This window comes from Rhodovulum sp. MB263, assembly GCF_002073975.1.
Taxonomy (GTDB): domain Bacteria; phylum Pseudomonadota; class Alphaproteobacteria; order Rhodobacterales; family Rhodobacteraceae; genus Rhodovulum.
In genome coordinates this window covers 1,254,660-1,271,881 of record NZ_CP020384.1, presented here as the reverse complement: position 1 = coordinate 1,271,881, position 17,222 = coordinate 1,254,660, and the positions used below count along the sequence as shown (strand labels likewise).

15 protein-coding genes and 2 pseudogenes are annotated in these 17,222 nt (G+C 63.4%); 1 reads left to right on the top strand and 16 read right to left on the bottom strand.

Annotated elements, in window-relative coordinates:
* Nucleotides 1–7: 7 nt before the first annotated feature.
* The gene (gene tatA / locus B5V46_RS06095; RefSeq protein ID WP_080615767.1) at nt 8–220 is read right to left on the bottom strand and encodes a twin-arginine translocase TatA/TatE family subunit; all 213 of its coding nucleotides are present in this window, start codon (nt 218–220) and stop codon (nt 8–10) included.
* Nucleotides 221–449: 229 nt separating this feature from the next.
* Here tatA and B5V46_RS06090 point away from each other — a divergent pair, with 229 nt between their 5' ends.
* Nucleotides 450–836 carry a rhodanese-like domain-containing protein gene (locus tag B5V46_RS06090; RefSeq protein ID WP_080615766.1) on the top strand — a complete coding sequence of 129 codons (387 nt, stop codon included), beginning with the start codon at nt 450–452 and terminating at the stop codon, nt 834–836.
* Between the two features lie 187 nt (nt 837–1,023).
* On the opposite strand, the gene B5V46_RS20805 is transcribed toward B5V46_RS06090, so the two are convergent.
* The 15 genes and pseudogenes from B5V46_RS20805 to B5V46_RS06020 form a co-directional block, all read right to left on the bottom strand.
* Nucleotides 1,024–1,365, bottom strand: coding sequence for an IS3 family transposase (locus tag B5V46_RS20805; RefSeq protein ID WP_369822813.1), 342 nt, complete (start codon nt 1,363–1,365; stop codon nt 1,024–1,026).
* A 28-nt stretch (nt 1,366–1,393) separates the two neighbouring features.
* Nucleotides 1,394–1,636: pseudogene (locus B5V46_RS20800) on the bottom strand (hypothetical protein); the annotation flags it as partial.
* 253 nt (nt 1,637–1,889) lie between these two features.
* Nucleotides 1,890–3,050: pseudogene (locus B5V46_RS06080) on the bottom strand (integrase core domain-containing protein).
* 167 nt (nt 3,051–3,217) lie between these two features.
* Nucleotides 3,218–3,781, bottom strand: coding sequence for a chemotaxis protein CheD (locus B5V46_RS06075; protein WP_080615764.1), 564 nt, complete (start codon nt 3,779–3,781; stop codon nt 3,218–3,220).
* Nucleotides 3,778–4,761 carry a CheB methylesterase domain-containing protein gene (locus tag B5V46_RS06070; protein WP_196774361.1) on the bottom strand — a complete coding sequence of 328 codons (984 nt, stop codon included), beginning with the start codon at nt 4,759–4,761 and terminating at the stop codon, nt 3,778–3,780. Before B5V46_RS06070 ends, B5V46_RS06075 begins: the two co-directional genes overlap by 4 nt.
* Nucleotides 4,762–5,219: 458 nt before the next feature.
* Nucleotides 5,220–5,588, bottom strand: a complete 369-nt coding sequence (locus B5V46_RS19660) for a hypothetical protein (protein WP_155773963.1) — start codon at nt 5,586–5,588, stop codon at nt 5,220–5,222.
* Nucleotides 5,585–5,971 (bottom strand): response regulator, encoded by a 387-nt coding sequence (locus B5V46_RS06060; protein WP_075787112.1) that lies wholly within the window; start codon nt 5,969–5,971, stop codon nt 5,585–5,587. The genes B5V46_RS19660 and B5V46_RS06060 overlap by 4 nt, the downstream gene beginning before the upstream one ends.
* Nucleotides 5,972–6,003: 32 nt before the next feature.
* Nucleotides 6,004–6,873 (bottom strand): protein-glutamate O-methyltransferase CheR, encoded by an 870-nt coding sequence (locus tag B5V46_RS06055; protein WP_231119252.1) that lies wholly within the window; start codon nt 6,871–6,873, stop codon nt 6,004–6,006.
* Complete coding sequence (locus B5V46_RS06050; protein WP_080615760.1) at nt 6,870–7,337, bottom strand: chemotaxis protein CheW; 468 nt, start codon at nt 7,335–7,337, stop codon at nt 6,870–6,872. The genes B5V46_RS06055 and B5V46_RS06050 overlap by 4 nt, the downstream gene beginning before the upstream one ends.
* Nucleotides 7,312–9,486, bottom strand: coding sequence for a chemotaxis protein CheA (locus B5V46_RS06045; protein WP_080615759.1), 2,175 nt, complete (start codon nt 9,484–9,486; stop codon nt 7,312–7,314). The genes B5V46_RS06050 and B5V46_RS06045 overlap by 26 nt, the downstream gene beginning before the upstream one ends.
* A 3-nt stretch (nt 9,487–9,489) precedes the next feature.
* Nucleotides 9,490–9,858, bottom strand: coding sequence for a response regulator (locus B5V46_RS06040; protein ID WP_080615758.1), 369 nt, complete (start codon nt 9,856–9,858; stop codon nt 9,490–9,492).
* Nucleotides 9,855–10,148: a hypothetical protein gene (locus tag B5V46_RS06035; RefSeq protein WP_080615757.1), complete on the bottom strand. Its 294-nt coding sequence runs from the start codon at nt 10,146–10,148 to the stop codon at nt 9,855–9,857. Before B5V46_RS06035 ends, B5V46_RS06040 begins: the two co-directional genes overlap by 4 nt.
* 292 nt (nt 10,149–10,440) lie before the next feature.
* The gene (locus B5V46_RS06030) at nt 10,441–11,319 is read right to left on the bottom strand and encodes a transglutaminase family protein (protein WP_080615756.1); all 879 of its coding nucleotides are present in this window, start codon (nt 11,317–11,319) and stop codon (nt 10,441–10,443) included.
* 20 nt (nt 11,320–11,339) lie between these two features.
* Nucleotides 11,340–13,742, bottom strand: coding sequence for a circularly permuted type 2 ATP-grasp protein (locus B5V46_RS06025; protein ID WP_080615755.1), 2,403 nt, complete (start codon nt 13,740–13,742; stop codon nt 11,340–11,342).
* A gap of 1 nt (nt 13,743) precedes the next feature.
* Complete coding sequence (locus B5V46_RS06020; RefSeq protein WP_080615754.1) at nt 13,744–17,145, bottom strand: DUF2126 domain-containing protein; 3,402 nt, start codon at nt 17,143–17,145, stop codon at nt 13,744–13,746.
* Nucleotides 17,146–17,222: the final 77 nt, after the last annotated feature.

The window sequence follows — 17,222 nt, the reverse complement described above, 5'->3', positions numbered from 1 at the left end:
TGGCGGATTACGCCTTGTCCTTGTCGGTCTCGGGGGTCACGTCGCGGGCGGTGTCGAGGCTTTTCTGGGCCTCTTCGGTCTCTTCCTTCACGCCCTTCTTGAAGGCCGTTATGCCCTTTCCGACTTCGCCCATCAGCGACGAGATCTTGCCGCGCCCGAACAGCACGAGCACGACAACGGCGATCAGCAGAAGGCCCGGCAGGCCGATATTGTTCAGCATGGTCTTCTCCCTCGGGGACGCGACCGGCCCCCTTGCGACACAGGTGACACACATCTATTGAGTCTTGCCGCAGGTTCAAAGACCCATTCTCCCCGCGCAGCGCGATTATTTGCCCCTGCCCCGCAGGGCCCGCCCGCGACGCGGCCCCTTGCAGGCGAGGGCGAAATTCATTCACTTTCCTGTCGCGGGACAGACAGGCCCGCGAAAGAGAACAGATGGAGAGAGCCGGATGCATAGCGAGGACGTGAAGGGCAAGGTGCTGGAACACTGGAATTGCGACGACCTCGAGGCGGCGATGGCGGCCGGCGAGGTGGTGACGATCGACGTGAGGACACCGCAGGAATACCTGTTCGAGCATATCCGCGGAACATTGCTGCTGCCGCTGGCGGGGTTCGATCCGGCCTTCCTGCCGGAGGGCGGCGACAAGCGTCTGGTGTTTCACTGCGGATCGGGCGTGCGCTCGCGCAAGGTCGCCGAGGCCTGGCTGGCGGCAGGTCATGACCGGGTGGCCCATCTCGAAGGCGGCTTTGCCGCCTGGAAGGCCGCGCTCAAGCCCTATACCGGCACCGATATGGCCTCGGGCGCACCGATCCGGGTCAATGCCGCGACCGACTGAACCGCCCGACCGCGACCGGGCGGCCCAAAGCCGCCCGCAATCCCGTCAGGCGATCCGAGGCCCTTGTCAGTGGCTTGCCCTCGGCAGATTGCCGTTCGGCCTCGCCATTTGGCTCGCCCCGTCTTGCATAGGCCAGTTTGAAGCCCGGGTGAGCTTGCCCCCGGATCCCGGACTGGGGTGATGTTCACTATGCGGCCATCCTTGCCTGTTCGGACGTGCGGGAACCGATGCTCGAATGGCGGCGCCGGCGGTTGTAGAAAATCGCTATGTACTCGAACGGCGCGGCCCTCGCCTCTTGGCGCGACCGGAACCTGGTGCGGTGGACCGGTTCGTTCTTGAGCGAGCCGAAGAAGCTCTCCATCGGCGCGTTCTGCGCCTTCGAACGGTCCCCCGGACCGTTCGATCCGCTGGCGTATTGAACTCCACGATCGGAGTGACAAACCAGTCCCGGACCGGCCGCCGGTTCTGTAGCGCCATGCGCATCGTGTCGACCGCGAGGCTGCTTTTCAGGCGGTCCGACATCGACCACCCCACGATCTCCATGGTCGCCATGTCTCTCACCGCCGCAAGGTAAAGCCAGCCCTCGTCAGTGGGCACGTAGCTGATGCCGGCCAGCTAGATGCTGTCCGGCTCCGCGGCGCGGAAATTCCGCCGCAGCAGGTTTGGCGCAATGCCGAGATTGTGCCGGCCGTCGGTCGTCCGCGGAACGCGGCGGCCCCGGCGCGGCCCGGCGGAGGGATATCGTGATCTTTCATGAGCCTGGCCACCGTCTTCCTGGCCACCCGGATGCCTTGATCGCGAAGTTCGGCGTCGCCATTGCCGCTCGGACCAGTGGCACGTCAATGGCAACTGCGTGGCGCGCCGTATCGCTGGTGACTCGCATCGGAGATTTCCCGGATCCGTGGTGCCAGAGCGTCCCGCCGTGTCTGGCGCGCCGCCCGTTCGGGGGCAGCGGCGCGCCAGGCGTGGAACCAACTCGTGCTGACCGAGAGCACCCGGCACATGAGGATCACGGCGTGCTCGGCAGCGTGGGCGAAACAAGCGTTTGTACACTTAACCTTCTTGGCTAACGAATGACATTACGGTTTCGATGGGACGTCGCCCCATGTTTCGGTAACCCAGATGCGGGCGCTCGGTGTTGTAGTGGACGAGCCAGGCGTTGAGATCTGCCTGGAGGGCCTCGACAGTCTCGTAGAAGGTCTTGCGCATCTTCACGCGGAAGAACTCCTCCAGCACCGTGCCGTTGAACCGCTCGACGAAGCCGTTGGTCTTCGGCGTGCGGACCTTGGTGCGGCGATGCTCGATTGCGTTGAGGTCGAGATAGAGCTCGTAGGGGTGACGCTCGGTGCCGCAGAATTCGCGGCCGCTCGCCATTGGGCTCGAACCAATGGCGCCTTCAATGGCTCGCTCGGTCAGCACCGCTTTCACCGGCAGGTCCAGGGCGCGGTAGAAGGGCAGCACGTCGTTGTGCAGGACTGCGACCGCCGCCTCGGGCTGCTTGGAAACGTGCAGGAAGCCGAAGGCGTAGCTGCCGAAGGTATCGACGACCGCGTGCAGATAGACCTTGCCGATCCCCTTCAGCGTGCCGACGAAGAACGTGTCGGCCGAGAGCAGCTCGCCGGGAGTGCCTGATCCCACGTGTCGTTCCCGGAAGCACGGGTTCTGCTTCTCGAGGAAGGCGGCCTGTTCGGCAGTGATCTCGATGGTCTGGCCCGCATGGGCGTCCTCGAGCGCCAGCCAGCGGTCGCAGCGCGTGCCCAGGCCGTCGCCAGCGGGCTCGAACCGGTGGCGCCACGCTGGCGACCGTTCAGGATCTTCTGGATGGTGATCGAGGAGACCCGCACGCCCTCGAGCGCCAGCATCGCCTCGAAGCGGTTGCAGCCCTAGGCCGGATGTTCGAGCGCCAGCGCCTTGATCCGCTCGACCGTCTCCGGCGGGGTCGTTTGCGGGTGGGTCTTGTGGATCGGCGGCAGGTCCTTCAGCCCCTCGAAGCCCGTTCTCGGGCTTACGCGGCGCCACCGGCGCCACGGTCCCTCAAACCCAAAACCGGCGTTTCCACTCATAGAAGCTGGTGCGGTCCATGCCGCGCTGGCGACAGGCCTCGGCCACGTTGCCGAGTTCTTTCGCCAGTTCCAGAACGCTCATGCGGGTTTGCGCGATCTTGGTCTTCGCGTCACGAGCCTTGGGTTTCGTCGCTTTCGGTGTTCCATCCATGGCGGGCTCCTCCTTTCCCAAAATAGCATGGAAAGAAGGTTAAGTGGACACTTTGAACCCGGCGGTGAGGTGACGGCGGGGGTGTCTGCTCATGTGGGATCCCTTTCTCTGCGAGTACGAGAACTCCCGGTCCGGGATCCGCGGGCAAGCTCAGAACACCTAGGCTTCTAGAACAGAGTAATGTCAGTAGCGGTCTTTACTTTTGGCACCGTAATTCGTTTCTCGGTAGGTGCTTCCGTGGGGGGGAGGAGTACCAATCGGGCAGCTCCGGTCACCGGCCTGAAATGAAGGCGCCGGGCCTGCATGCCACCTAGACTCTCAGACAAGACTTCGAATCCCTCACGTCTAATGTAAGAGCGAGCGAAATCGACATTTCTGGCGCCGATATCCCTGAAAGCAGAACTGACACGCGCTCCGCCGAAGAGCTTCACCTTCATATCGGATCGCCGTGCACCAGCTTTGAGCAACTCATTGATAAGAAGCTCCATGGCCATAGCACCGTATTTTAGTTCAGTCGAACCTGTTTCTGCATCGCCGGGAAGAAGAAAGTGATTCATTCCTCCTAGTCCGACACGCGAATCAAAAATGCACGCTGCGACACAGGACCCAAGAACGGTAGAGAGCACGATATCAGGATCTCGTGAAACATGATATTCACCCTGCACCACTGAATGTACACGCGATGGCCAGGTGTCTTTGTCGGCTGTCCGATTTGGCGGTTGCGGTGTCATGCAGCGCTCCTTCGGCTACAGTTTTCAAGAACCGCCCGACCGATGGAATCCAGCGGCAGCCTGTTTCGAACGCCACCGAGCTCATAAGCCGCCCGAGGCATTCCGTAGACCAGCGATGTCTTTTCGTCCTGTCCGATCGTATGCGCACCTGCGCGGTGGAGCGCCAGCATGCCTTCTGCCCCATCACGCCCCATTCCCGTAAGAATGGCCGCGCAAACCCTCGACGCAACCGGAACCGCCGACATAAACAGAGCGTCGACCGACGGACGGTGACCGGATTGAAGCGGCCCTTCCCTGAGGCGGCAACGAAGAGCACCTGACGCCCCGACTTCGAGATGATGCGCCTTTCCCGGAGCAAGCAGAACGCGCCCCGGGACTAACGGCTCCTGGTCCTGAGCCTCCTCGACAGTCGCGGCGGTGTTGCGGTCAAGAAGGCGCGCAAGACCTGCACTGAAGGACTCGCTCGTATGCTGAACAATCAATGTCGGCGGGCAATTCGAAGGAAAATTCTCAAGAACCTTGACCAATGCATCAACTCCGCCAGTCGACGCGCCCAGAAGAATAAGACGCCCGTGTTGAAACGCCATTTCGGCATCGGACGACCGTATTGAAGCATCATGCGAAGTACGGCCCAAATGGACACGCAGCAAGCACTGCCGCAAATCTTCCACAGATGCGCCGTTATGCGTTACGGCTACTCCCTCGCGGATCAGAGAAGCCGGCAGGCGTGCCATGCCAGCCGCCGTTTCGCTCACGATAACGCAGCGAATTCCAAGCGCCTTAAACAGCATAAGAAGCACCTCGAACTCTGCAAGCCGCGCTAACGCTTCTGCAACAATCACTGCCTGCGGTGGACGACTTTCTGCAACATGATAGGTCTCGCTCAGATTTGATACGCACGCACCCAACGAAACTGCCCGCATCTGCTCGACAGCGGCCGCGAGCCGGTCTCTTGTCTCTGTCCGTTCGTCTGCGATCATTACACGCATAGCCCCATCCTTGCCTCACTCCCCTAGAGTTTGATCCGGTACCAAATTGAGGCCCGACGTTGGCTTTCAGCCTTACCGTGACAATATCGTACGATATTGTCCCTACGGGATCGCCGATAAGCCGAAGCCCCTCAAAGGAAAAGCTGCATTCCTTGCTCGCATGCAGACCACTGGTATACGCATAAGAAAACCACGATCTTCTTCATACATGATAAAAGCTCATCACCGCCACCTTTCGCCCTCTTTTCGTCACCTCTCGACTTGAACAACAGAAGAGAACCAACTGGAACGCCGAATAGGTAATGCTGACATTAAAGCCCACCACCCCACGACTATCTTGAAAAGATACAAAAATTAAATCCCGAGAAACGCAAAAAATTTCGATTATCTCGACATGGGATTTAAAATCTGCACGCCCAGCCTTTCTTGACACGAACGACATACAAGCGCTAGAAGACGTCGATTTCTCCACCGGAATGAGGTGAGTCGCGAGTTTCCGCACCCCCCATAACCGTACGCAGTTGATCAAGACGCAGCCGGTCGATAATACTTTCCGGAACACGCGTTTCCTCAGGCATAAGCTTTGCGAGGTCCTGGCTAAAGGGCGCCATATCCTCCAAAATCTGAATGACCAGGTCGACGAGTTGCAATTCGCTTGCTCCTCTCTGGCGAACCGACTGGGCGACCTGTCGTTCCAGGACTGCCTTCTCATAGCGTCGCAGAAGTTCTGCTGCATGCAGAAGTTCATGGCCGAACACGTCCATAATCTCAGGCAAACGAGGACCCTCGGAGACAAGCTGAAGATCGTGACGTGTCACAGCCTTCCCACCACGGCTTCGATTGCCTTTTTCATAGTCGCTGTAGTGAAAGGTTTGCGCACCATATTATTTAACCCAAGTTGCTGCCCCTTTTGAATAAGCTCCGGTGTCGGCGTCCCCGTAACAAGAATATATCCGATACGTTGGGTGGAACGATTACGCCGCAACCCTTCGAGCAACTGCAAACCATCCATTCCGGGCATATTGTAATCGGCCAGCACAAGATGAACTGGATCGGCGGCAAGTCTGGACAACGCAGCGCGGCCACTTGCTTCGGTAGCCACGTGGAAAATGCCAAGCTCCTCCAATGCCTGGGTCACAAGCCCGCGACTGACGGTCATGTCGTCGACGACCATGATCCTAAGACTGTCCTTGAGAGACATGGATAGTGTCCTTTCCTTTTGCCGCTTTCAAGTTACGAAGCGGAACGTTTTCTGTAGGCCGTCACACCGGCGACCTCGACCAACGCGGTGGCTGGTCCGGATACGCGCTCGGAGTGACCGATGAACAGCATCCCGCCTGGAACGAGTTGCTCTGCGAGACGGCGCCAAAGAATCTGTTGGGTTTGACCGTCAAAGTAGATCGCCATATTCCGACACATGATCACATCAAATAGGCCGGACATCGGCCATGGACCATTGATGTTCAATTTCCTGAACGAAACAAGAGAACGAACATCCGAGCGCACTCGAAACTCCCGACTCTTTCCACCAGTTTTCTCGAACACCTGACCAGCCCAGGGACCTGAGGGGATTTTAGCTTCCTCATCGCTATAAACCGCGACCTCGGCTCGGCGCAGGACAAAAGGATCGATGTCTGTCGCAAGGATTCGAATATTCAGCTTTGGCGCCTCAGGACACAGGAGAACAACGCTTCCGGCCAAGGAATAGGGTTCCGGACCGGATGAGCAACCGGCCGACCAGAGACGGACTCTTCCCCCTGATCGCGCACGCTCGACAAGCTTTGGCAAGACATCGGCCTGCAGCTGCTCGAAGTGATGTTTCTCCCGGTAGAAATTCGTTACATTCGTCGTCAGAGCTGAAATGAAGTGTTCGCTTTCGGTTTCGATATTAGCCTTAAGATACTTATCATACTCAGCGAACCCCTTGAGATTAAGAGAGGCGATCCTCTTCCCAAGACGGGAATGTATCATGGCCTTTTTTGACGGTTCCAGATGCAAACCATATTCCGATTTCGCAAATACCGCTATACGCTGAAAGTCGCTCTCCTCGAAAACGATATCGGAGCTTCGTCGCGGGGTCATTGAAGGCGTGGGAGCGTTCATGCAGCATCCGTCAGGCCACGAGGCACCAGAATCTCCGGAGCCAGAATACGAGACATTCCTTCCTCGATCGAGATCAGGCCCAGAATGCTATTCGGAATATCGCCGCCGCCCATGGTCGGCGCTTCGCAGATCTGGCTGCCGTCAACTGTCAGGATCTCGGAAACCGAGTCGACCAGAAGACCGATCGTCTTCGAGCCGATAGCGACAACAATGATTACATGGCGCGGCGACGCCTCACATTCTCCGAGACCGAGGCGTGCGGCAAGGTCTATGATCGGAATAACCGCACCGCGCAAGTTCATCACCCCGAGCACCGCATCTTCAGCATGAGGAAGTGCTGTGACCGGCGTCCACCTCCGGATTTCGCGAATTTGCGTAATCTCGATGCAGAAACTCTGTCCTGCGGCCTTCAGAGTGACGAATTCCAGGAGGTCGTCATCACCCCATTGTTGCGGTCTGGGCATAGTCCATCTCCTCTCTGGAGGCCATGTCCCGGCCAAAGTGACCGGCCAGGGACAGGATGGCGTCAGTATCGATGATTAGGGCGATGCGGCCATCGCCCAGAATGGTGGCGGCCGAAATTCCTTCGATCGCTCCGTAATTGCCTTCGAGACTCTTGATCACGACCTGACGTTGATCGGAGATGTCATCGACGGCGAGCGCGACCAAACCGGATTGCTCGGAGCGGATCAAGATCAGGATATTGTCCGAGGTGATCTCAGCATCGGTCGGGAAACCCAGAAGTTTGGCCAGGTTCACGATCGGAACATAAGTGCCGCGGATCGACAGCAGTCGTCCGTCCCGCCCAAAAGGCAGAATGTCCTTGGGCTTGGGACGGATCGTTTCGACCACGCTCGAAAGCGGCGCCACCAACGTTTCACCGGCCGCATGGATGACCATTCCGTCCATCACAGCGAGGGTCAGCGGCAGGGCGATCGAGAATTTCGTGCCCAACCCCGGACGGCTGCTGATCGAGATGCGACCGCCAAGCGAGGCGATCGCGGTCTTCACCACATCCATTCCGACACCGCGCCCCGACAGGTTGGTGACCTTCTCTGCCGTCGAAAACCCGGCCATGAAAAGCAGGTTATCGATCTCGGCATCGGTCATCTTGGCATCTGGCGCAACCAGGCCCTGACTGACCGCCTTTTCGAGGACGCGCTTGCGATTGAGCCCGGCACCGTCATCGGAGATCTCGATCAGCACATCGCCAGAACTATGCGCCGCCGAGAGCTTGATCGTACCCTGCGCCGGCTTTCCCGCAGCCATGCGTTTCTCGGGGCTCTCGATGCCATGGTCCACCGCGTTGCGGATCATGTGCGTCAACGGTTCGGCCAGACGTTCGACCAGGGTTTTGTCGACTTCGGTCGACTCGCCTTCGGAGACCAGCGCGACGTCCTTGCCCAGGCCATAGGCCGCCTCGCGCACGATACGCTGCATCCGCTGGAACAAGGGCTTCACCGGTTGGGCCCGGATCGCCATCACCCCTTCCTGAAGTTCGCGCGCAAGATACTGGTAGTCGTCGAGATCGCTCATGATATCCGAATTGGACGCCATCCCGGAGGCCAGGAGCTTCTGCGTGATCACGGCCTGGTTGATGATGAGCTCGCCCACGGTGTTGATCAGCCGGTCGACCCGTTCCGGGTCGACGCGAAGAGTCGTCTGGGGCACCGACGCCGCGGGCTTTGCCGCTTTGGATTTCTCGGCCGCAGCCGGCTCGGACGTCACAGACGCCGCGTTGGCCGGTTCTGCCGCAGCTTCTTCAGCTGCGACCTGCGGAAGGGAAGGGTTTTCAGGCGCGCCGACGCTCATTGGACTTTCCTCGGCTTGAGCCCCGGGAAGCTCGTCCCCCAAAGCGGCCGATCCGCCGGAAACCTGCTCGATCTCGCAAATATCGTCGAGGAAGACGAAGGCGTCGCGGATGCTGGCCTCGGTCATCGTTCCGGTGAGCGTCAGCTCCCAGCACAGATAGCAGCGATCCGGATCGAACGCGTCGGCGTCAGGCAGGGCCGAGGCATCGCAGGAGACTTCGAGCTGACCCAGTGCGACCAGTTCGGAGAAGAGAAGTAAAGGATCATGGCCATTGCGGAAGAGCTCGGCAATCGCGGGGACGCGGATCTTGTAGACGTCCTCGGGCTCCTCCTCGGGGCCGTCGAAGGACATCGGCATGAAGGCGACAGGCGCGAACTCGAACGCCTCGTCGGGTTCGGGCCCCGAGGAACCGTCTTCCTCCGACCCCGAAAGCCCCACAAGGCTTTCGATAAGCTCGGCCATCTGCGGCGGTTCCTCGTCGCTTTCGGCCTGTGCCAGCTCGACCAGCTCGGCCAGCATGTCGCCCGAGCGCAGGATGACCTGCAAGGCATCCGGATCGAGGACCAGCGCCCCGGAGCGCAAGCGGTCGAGAACCGTTTCGAGGCGGTGTGCGAACTTGACCAGCGTGTCGAGAGCGAAAGCCCCCGCCGCGCCCTTGATCGAATGGACCGCCCGGAAGATGGCGTGAACCGTCTCTTCGGAGGCGGTTCCGGCCTCCAGCTCGCCGGTGCCTTCCGAAAGCTGGTCCAGAAGATCTTCGCACTCGGCGAAGAATGTGGCCTTGAGATCGTCGCGGGACATGGCTCAGCGCGCTCCCGTGACCCGGCGGACCACGCTGATCAGACCCTCGTCCTGGAACGGCTTGACGATCCAGCCGGTCGCCCCGGCTGCACGGGCACGTTCCTTGAGGGCGGCGCCGCTTTCCGTGGTCAGCACGAGGATCGGCACACGCGCATTGCTGCCGCCGCCGCGAATGTGCTCGATCACGCCGAAGCCATCCATCTTGGGCATGTTGATGTCGGTAATGACCGCGTCGTAGCGGTCCTTAGAGAACTGGTCGACACCGTCCTGGCCGTCATTCGCCGTCGTCACCGCAAAGCCGGCGGAACTGAGCGTCTCCCGGACCATCTCGCGTATCGTGAGCGAGTCGTCGATGGCGAGGATGTTGATCATTGCTGGGCCTCCGCAGTTCCTAGGATCATGTCATGCAGGCCGAGAAGGCTCAGTCCTTCGGAAAAGGCCGGCGAGGCGTCGGAGACGGAAAAGGTGCCGCCGCCGGATTCCACATATTGTCTGAGGAATAGAAGAAGCTGGGCCGAAAGCGCGCTTTGGGCCGGCGCTTCGGCCGCCTGTACAAGAAGCTGCTTCGGGGCCGCCTCCAGGACGGATTTCATGACACCACCCGCGTCCTCCGACCAGGCCGGATCGGTGATGTCGAGCTCATACTGGCATTCGGATTCCATTCCGATCCCTCGAGTTCCTGCAACGTGCGCTCTGTTCAGAAGTGAATACCCCCGCAGAGCCTAAGAAGTGGTGAATGGCAGAAGCCAGGATCGCGGCGCCTGCCCTTGCGATTGCCCCGCCGCGAATTCCGTCAGTCGGACAGGCGGAGTCAGGCGGACAAGCGGAATCAGGCGGACAGGCGGATCTGGCCGGAATTCTTCCGGAGCGCGTCGAGGGCGCGTATGACCTGACGAATCGTCGAAAATTGGCCGCGATCGCGGCGGGTCTGGGCCGGATCTCCGGCATAGCGGCTCAGAGCGGGATCACATCCACCTTGTGATCCGTGCGGTGCGAGCCCGAGGTCCGCGACGAGCCCTTGACCGGCGCCACATCCGCGTAATCGCGCCCGACCGCCACCGCGATATGATCGGGGCCGACCAGCATGTCATTGGTGGGGTCGATCTCGACCCAGCCGGTTTCGACGCCGCACCAGGCCCGGACCCAGGCATGCATGGCATCCGCCCCGTCCAGCCGCGCCTGTCCGGGCGGCGGAACGGTCCGCAGGAAGCCGCTGACATAGCCTGCCGGAATACCGATCGCGCGCAATGACGCGATGGTGACCTGGCTGATGTCCTGACAGACCCCGCGCCGGTTCCGGAACGCCTCGATCGGCGGGGTCGAGACCTCGGTCGCGCCGGGGTCGAAATCGAATCGCTCGTGAATCGCATGCGACACCACCTTCAGCGCCGCCAGAACCGACATGTCGGGACCGGTCAGCTCTTCGGCGAAGGCGGCAATCTCGGGTTCGTGCCGGATCCGTTCGGACGCGCCCAGGAAGTGATGCGGCGACATCGGCAGAATGCTGTGGATCGACTGCAGCTCGGCGCCGAGCGCGCCCAGCCCGCAGGAGAGATCGAGCATGGTGCCGCGCGGGATCCGCCGCACCCGGCCATCGAAGCGGAACCGGAACTCGGTCTTGCCCGCGTCATGGGCGATCTCGGTGGTGCCATTGCCGAAGAAATCGACCCCGTCGCGTCGGAAATCGGGCTCGGGATCGGCAGAGACCCGGCCCGAAACCAAGGTCTGCTCGCCATTGGTCAGCGGCAGCATCCGCAAGAGCGTGCGGCTCGAGGCGGCCGGGCTGTCATAGACATAGCCGATTTCGAGACGGATGTCGTATTCGATCGGCACGCGCGTTCCCTCCCCGGGCTCTAGCTCAGATAACGCTGGGTCAGCAATGTCGAGATGTCGCGGACGTCCTGCTGGAACCCGAAAAGCCGATCGGGGCCGATATCCTCGGGCACCGCCGCCGACAGCTCAGTATGCAGCAGCAGGATCGCCCGGGCCAGGTCGGACATCGGCGCGCCGGGGGCGCTCTGGCTCAGCATCCGCTCCTGCTCGCGCAGAAGATCGAGCTGGAAGAGGACAGAGCGCGGATTGCCGATATCCAACCCCAGAAGATCGATCACGGTGTTGCGGTCGGTATGGACGGAATAGCGGCGACGATGGGTCATCACGCTGTCGCCCACCTCGATCGCCACGTCGAACCCGCCGGGCGGCTGGGCCGGATCGGCAAAGACCGCCAGCAGCGAGATCATCTGGTCGGCCCGCTCCAGCGCGCGCCCCATCGTCAGGAAGCGCCAGCCGGACGAGCGGAACATGTTCTCATGTACCAGCCCCGAGAACCCGGCAAGCCTGCGCAGCAGCTCGCCCATCGCCCGGACCGCCGGATCGCCCGGCGCCACACGGCCGAAATGGCCCCGCGCGGTGAAGGCAAGGTCGGTCAGCGCGTCCCAGCCATCGGTCGAGAACCGGTCGCGGACCTTGCCCGCACAGCCCTGGGCAGCCTCGAAAAGCTCCAGCACCGCGGCCGGGACCGGCTCGCCGATATCGACCCCGAAGCCCTCGATGAAGGCGCCGAGCCGCGCCACCAGCGGCAAGGACGGATCGCCGCTTTCCGACAATCGCAGATGATAGGCGCGCAGCTCCCGCACCCGCGCCTCGGCGCGTTCGATATAGCGGCCGAGCCAGAACAGGTTGTCGGCGGCGCGGCTGGGCAAGAGGCTCGGGGCACGCCGCAGGAAGGGGCCCTCGCCCGGCCCGCTCAGCGTCTCGGGCTCGACCGGCCGCGCGCTCGTGACCCAGACATCGGCGACCGAGCCGCCATTCTTCATCGCCAGCGCGGTCGGATCGCCTGCCCGCCCGATCCGGGCATAGCCCCCGGGCATCACCACCCAGCCCTTGGGCGTGCGGGTCGCGAAGACCCGGATCAGCGCCGGACGCGGCAGAAGCTGGCCGTCGATCATGGCGGGCGTGGTCGACAGCGTCACCGCCTCCTGCCCCACCAGATCGGGCCCGTCGCGTTCCAGCCATTCGCCGATCGGGCGTCGCGCGGTGCCGCGGAAATCGCCGCCCAGCGCGGTCAGGGCATCGACCTCGAAGGGCAGATCCGGGGACAGCGCCCGACCGATCATCATCCGGTGCAGGTTCTCGTAGACATAGCTGCGCTCCCAGTCCTGCCCGCACCACCAGGTGGCGATGTTGGGCAGTTTCAGCGGCGCCCCCATCAGCCTTTCGCAGATCCTCGGCAGGAAGGCCATCATCGCCCGGGCCTCCAGCACGCCCGAGCCGAGGCAGTTCAGCATGGTGACATCCTGCGCACGCAGCGCGGCCAGCATGCCGGGCGTGCCGAGCGCCGAAGTCTCGTCCAGTTCCAGCGGGTCGGCAAAGCGCGAGTCGAGCCGCCGCCACAGCACGCTGACCGGCTGCGGCCCATGGATGGTGCGCACCATCAGCCGCCCGCGCTCGAGCTTCAGATCCTCGCATTCCAGCAGCAGAAGCCCGAGATAGCGCGCGATATAGGCATGCTCGAAATAGGTGTCCGAATGATGCCCGGGCGTCAGGATCGCGACCTTGCCCTCGCTCCCCGCCTTCAGCGCCGTCATGGCGTTGCGATGGGCGCGGAAGAAGCCCGCCAGACGTTCGACATTGGCCCCCGGAAAGAGATCCTGGAACACCCGGGAGGTCGCCATCCGGTTCTCGAGCGCGAAGCCCGAGCCCGAGGGCGCCTGACTGCGGTCGCCCAGAACCAGCCAGGACCCGTCCGGCGAACGCCCGACCTCGAAGGCCAGGAAATGCAGGAAATGGCCCGAGCGCGGCCGGATCCCCACCACCGGGCGCAGCCATTCGGGATTGCGCGCGATCAGCTCGGCCGGCAACAGCCCGCTGGCGACCAGATCGCCCGTCCCGTAGAGATCGGCCATCACCTTTTCCAGCAGGTCGGCCCGCTGCACGATGCCCTCGACCAGCCCCTGCCATTCGGCCCCGTCGATCACCACCGGCACATGCGACAGCGGCCAGTCGCGCAAAGCCGAGCCGCTCTGGGTGTGCTGGCGGTAATAGACGCCGGCATCATGCAGATGCTGGTCGCCCCGGGCGAAACGCTCGGCCATCTGTTCGGGGCTCTGCCGCGCCAGAAGCCCGATCAAGGGCCGCCAGACCGGACGCAGGCTGCCATCGGGTCGCAAGAGCTCATCGGCCACGCCGGCAGGCGGGCTGTAGGCCTGCAACAATGCCGCAACCGGGTCCTCGGCAATGTCTTCGGGGGCGGTCATGTCACGACAATCCGGGCGGGCGGCGCAGATCGAGGGTCATCGGAAATTCGGGATGCACGGGGTCGGGACCGGGCCGGTACGGCCCGGCATGATGCCCCATCTTCTCGAACCGCGCGAGCCGCCTTGCCTCGGCCTCGTTGGCATTGACCGGGAAGGTGTCATAGCTGCGCCCGCCGGGATGGGCGACGTGATAGGTGCAGCCGCCCAGCGCCCGGCCCGACCAGCTGTCATAGATGTCGAAGACCAGCGGGGCATTGACCGGCAGCACCGGGTGCAGCGCCTCGGCGGGCTGCCAGGCCTTGAAGCGCACGCCCCCGACCCGCACGCCGCTGGTCCCGGTCTCGGTCAGCGGCACCGGGCGACGGTTGCAGGTGACGGAGTAGCGGCCCGGATTGGTGGTCGTCAGCCTGACCTGCAGCCGTTCGACCGAGCTGTCGGTATGGCGCACCGTGCCGCCGATGGCACCGCGCTCGCCCAGCACATGCCAGGGCTCCAGCGCCTGGCGCAGCTCCAGATGCACGCCCTCATATTCGACCTCGCCGCAGAACGGGAAGCGGAACGCGGCCTGCGCCTCGTACCAGTCGGGCCGGAAGGCAAAGCCGTGATCCTGCAGATCGCGCAGCACATCGAGGAAATCGGCCCAGACGAAATGCGGCAGCATGAACCGGTCATGCAGCGCCGTGCCCCAGCGCACCGGCGCGCCCCTGACCGGAGCGTCCCAGAGCCGCGACAGGATCGCCCGGATCAGCACCTGCTGCGCAAGGCTCATGCGCGCATCGGGCGGCATCTCGAAGCCGCGGAACTCGACCAGCCCCAGCCGCCCCGTGGGCCCGTCGGGGGAAAACAGCTTGTCGATGCAGATTTCCGTGCGGTGGGTATTGCCGGTCACGTCGATCAGGACGTTGCGCAGCAGCCTGTCCACCAGCCAGGGCGGCGGCGCCTGGCCCTCGCCCGGGTCGGGAAACTGGCTCAGCGCAATCTCCAGCTCGTACAGACTGTCATGGCGGGCCTCGTCGATCCGGGGCGCCTGACTGGTCGGGCCGATGAAGAGCCCCGAGAACAGGTAGGACAGGCTGGGATGGCGCTGCCAGTAGAGGATCAGCGAGCGCATCAGGTCGGGCCGCCTGAGGAAGGGCGAGTCCATCGGCGTGGCGCCGCCCACCACGACATGGTTGCCCCCACCCGTGCCGCAATGCCTGCCGTCGATCATGAACTTGTCGGCGCCCAGCCGGCACTGCCGTGCCTCTTCATAGACCCCGAAGGTGATCGCCTTGCACTCCTCCCAGCTTTGAGCGGGATGCACGTTGACCTCGAGCACGCCCGGATCCGGCGCGATCCGGATCACGTTCATGCGCGCATCCTGGGGAGGCGTGTAGCCCTCGACATGGATCGGCAGGCCCAGCGCCCGGGCGGTCTCCTCGGCGGCAGCCAGCAGCTCCAGGTAATCCTCCAGTGCCTCGACCGGCGGCATGAACAGGCAAAGCCGCCCGTCACGCGGCTCGACCGCGATGGCGGTGCGCACGGCACCGGCCTTCGGATCGACGCCCTGTTCCATCACGGTCTGGCGCGGCCCCGCAGCCTGCGGTTCCGACACCGGCTGTGTCCGGCCCGGCGTCGCGCCGGGCATGGCAGCGGTCTCTTCCTCGCAGGCGATCCTCTCGAATTCCGCCATCAGCGCGTGACGGCGGTCCGCGCGCCCCGCATGGAAATCGGGCAGCGGACCGGCGGGGGCCGAAGGGTCGGCCGGATAGACGTAAGGATAGGCCGAGGGCGGCACGAAGGGCAGCGACCCCAGCGGCAAGCGAAAGCCCACCGGGCTGTCGCCGGGAATGAGGAAAAGATGGCCGCGCCGGGTCTTCCAGTGTTCCGAGCGCCAGCGCCCGGCAGCCGCCTTCGACTGCCAGCGCTGGATCGGCAGGGCAAAGCCCGCGGGCCGGTCGAGGCCGCGATTGAAGACCCGGGCGATCCGGGCGCGGGTCTCGGGATCCTTCAGTTTCGAATCCTCGGGGGTCACGTTGACCGGCAGCCCGGCCTCCTTGAGGATCCAGTCCACCGGGTCCTCATAGGCGGCATGGACATAATCCGCGCCGACGCCGATGGCCTCGGCCAGCCCGGACAGGAAGCGGCGGGCCTCCTCGGCACTGGCGCCGCTGCGGTCTTCCTCGGCGATGAGGTCCGGGTCCCGCCAGACCGGCACCCCGTCGCGGCGCCAGTAAAGCGAGAAGGTCCAGCGCGGCAGCGTCTCGCCCGGATACCATTTGCCCTGCCCGTAATGCAGAAAGCCCCCGGGCGCGAAGCGGTCCCGCAGCCGCCGGATCAGCCGGTCCGCGAGCCCCCGCTTCATCGGCCCGACAGCGTCGGTATTCCATTCCCCGGCCTCGAAATCGTCGATCGAGACGAAGGTGGGCTCGCCGCCCATGGTCAGCCGCATGTCCTGCGCCGCGATCTGCGCATCGACCTTCTGGCCCAGCGCGTCCAGCGCCTCCCAGGCATCCTCGGGAAAGGGTCTGGTGATGCGGGGATGCTCGGCGGTGCGATGGACCTCCATGTGAAAGCGGAAATCGACCTCGGCCGGGCTCGCCATGCCCGAGATCGGCGCGGCATTGCGGTAATGCGGGGTCGCGGCCAGCGGGATATGGCTTTCGCCGGTCAGAAGGCCACTGGTCGGGTCGAGCCCGATCCAGCCCGCGCCGGGCAGGAAGACCTCGGCCCAGGCATGCAGGTCGGTGAAGTCGTGATCGGTCCCCGCCGGCCCGTCGAGCGACACCAGATCTGGCTTCAGCTGGATCAGGTAGCCCGAGACGAAACGCGCGGCATAGCCCAGATGGCGCAGCAGCTGCACCAGCAGCCAGCTCGTGTCGCGACAGGAGCCGGAGCGCAACACCAGCGTCTCTTCGGGACTCTGCACCCCGGGCTCCATCCGGATCAGGTAGTCGATCTCGCGTTCCAGCCGGGCGTTCAGGCCGACAAGGAAATCGATGGTCCGGATCCGGTTGCGCGGGACCGAGGCCAGGAAGGCCTGCATCCGCTCGCCCGCGGGCTCGGGCCTGCGATAGATCGTCAGATCATCCGCCAGATCCGCCGGATAGTCGAAGGGCCATTCCTCGGCCGTCTCGTCGACGAAGAAGTCGAACGGGTTGTAGACCGTCATGTCGGCGACCAGATCGACCTCGATCTTCAGCTCGCGCACCGGCTCGGGGAAGACGAAGCGCGACAGCCAGTTGCCGTAAGGGTCCTGCTGGTGGTTGACGAAATGCCCGCCGGGCGAGACCTTCAGCGAATGCGAGATCACCCGCGTGCGGCTGTGCGGCGCGGGCCGCAGCCTGATCACCTGCGGGCCAAGGCTGACGGGACGGTCATAGCGGTAATGGGTCAGGTGCCGGATGGTCGCGGTGATCGCCATGGAGGATCCATAGGTTGACGCAGCTCTCCGGCAGCAAAGACGGTTTTGGCCCCGCTGTAAACTCGGGCCCGGCCACA

Coding starts and splice junctions, on each gene's coding strand:
- tatA (WP_080615767.1), bottom strand. CDS start 220: ATGCTGAACAATATCGGCCTGCCGGGCCTTCTGCTGATCGCCGTTGTC.
- B5V46_RS06090 (WP_080615766.1), top strand. CDS start 450: ATGCATAGCGAGGACGTGAAGGGCAAGGTGCTGGAACACTGGAATTGC.
- B5V46_RS06075 (WP_080615764.1), bottom strand. CDS start 3,781: ATGACACCGCAACCGCCAAATCGGACAGCCGACAAAGACACCTGGCCA.
- B5V46_RS06070 (WP_196774361.1), bottom strand. CDS start 4,761: ATGATCGCAGACGAACGGACAGAGACAAGAGACCGGCTCGCGGCCGCT.
- B5V46_RS06060 (WP_075787112.1), bottom strand. CDS start 5,971: ATGTCTCTCAAGGACAGTCTTAGGATCATGGTCGTCGACGACATGACC.
- B5V46_RS06055 (WP_231119252.1), bottom strand. CDS start 6,873: ATGAACGCTCCCACGCCTTCAATGACCCCGCGACGAAGCTCCGATATC.
- B5V46_RS06050 (WP_080615760.1), bottom strand. CDS start 7,337: ATGCCCAGACCGCAACAATGGGGTGATGACGACCTCCTGGAATTCGTC.
- B5V46_RS06045 (WP_080615759.1), bottom strand. CDS start 9,486: ATGTCCCGCGACGATCTCAAGGCCACATTCTTCGCCGAGTGCGAAGAT.
- B5V46_RS06040 (WP_080615758.1), bottom strand. CDS start 9,858: ATGATCAACATCCTCGCCATCGACGACTCGCTCACGATACGCGAGATG.
- B5V46_RS06035 (WP_080615757.1), bottom strand. CDS start 10,148: ATGGAATCCGAATGCCAGTATGAGCTCGACATCACCGATCCGGCCTGG.
- B5V46_RS06025 (WP_080615755.1), bottom strand. CDS start 13,742: ATGACCGCCCCCGAAGACATTGCCGAGGACCCGGTTGCGGCATTGTTG.
- B5V46_RS06020 (WP_080615754.1), bottom strand. CDS start 17,145: ATGGCGATCACCGCGACCATCCGGCACCTGACCCATTACCGCTATGAC.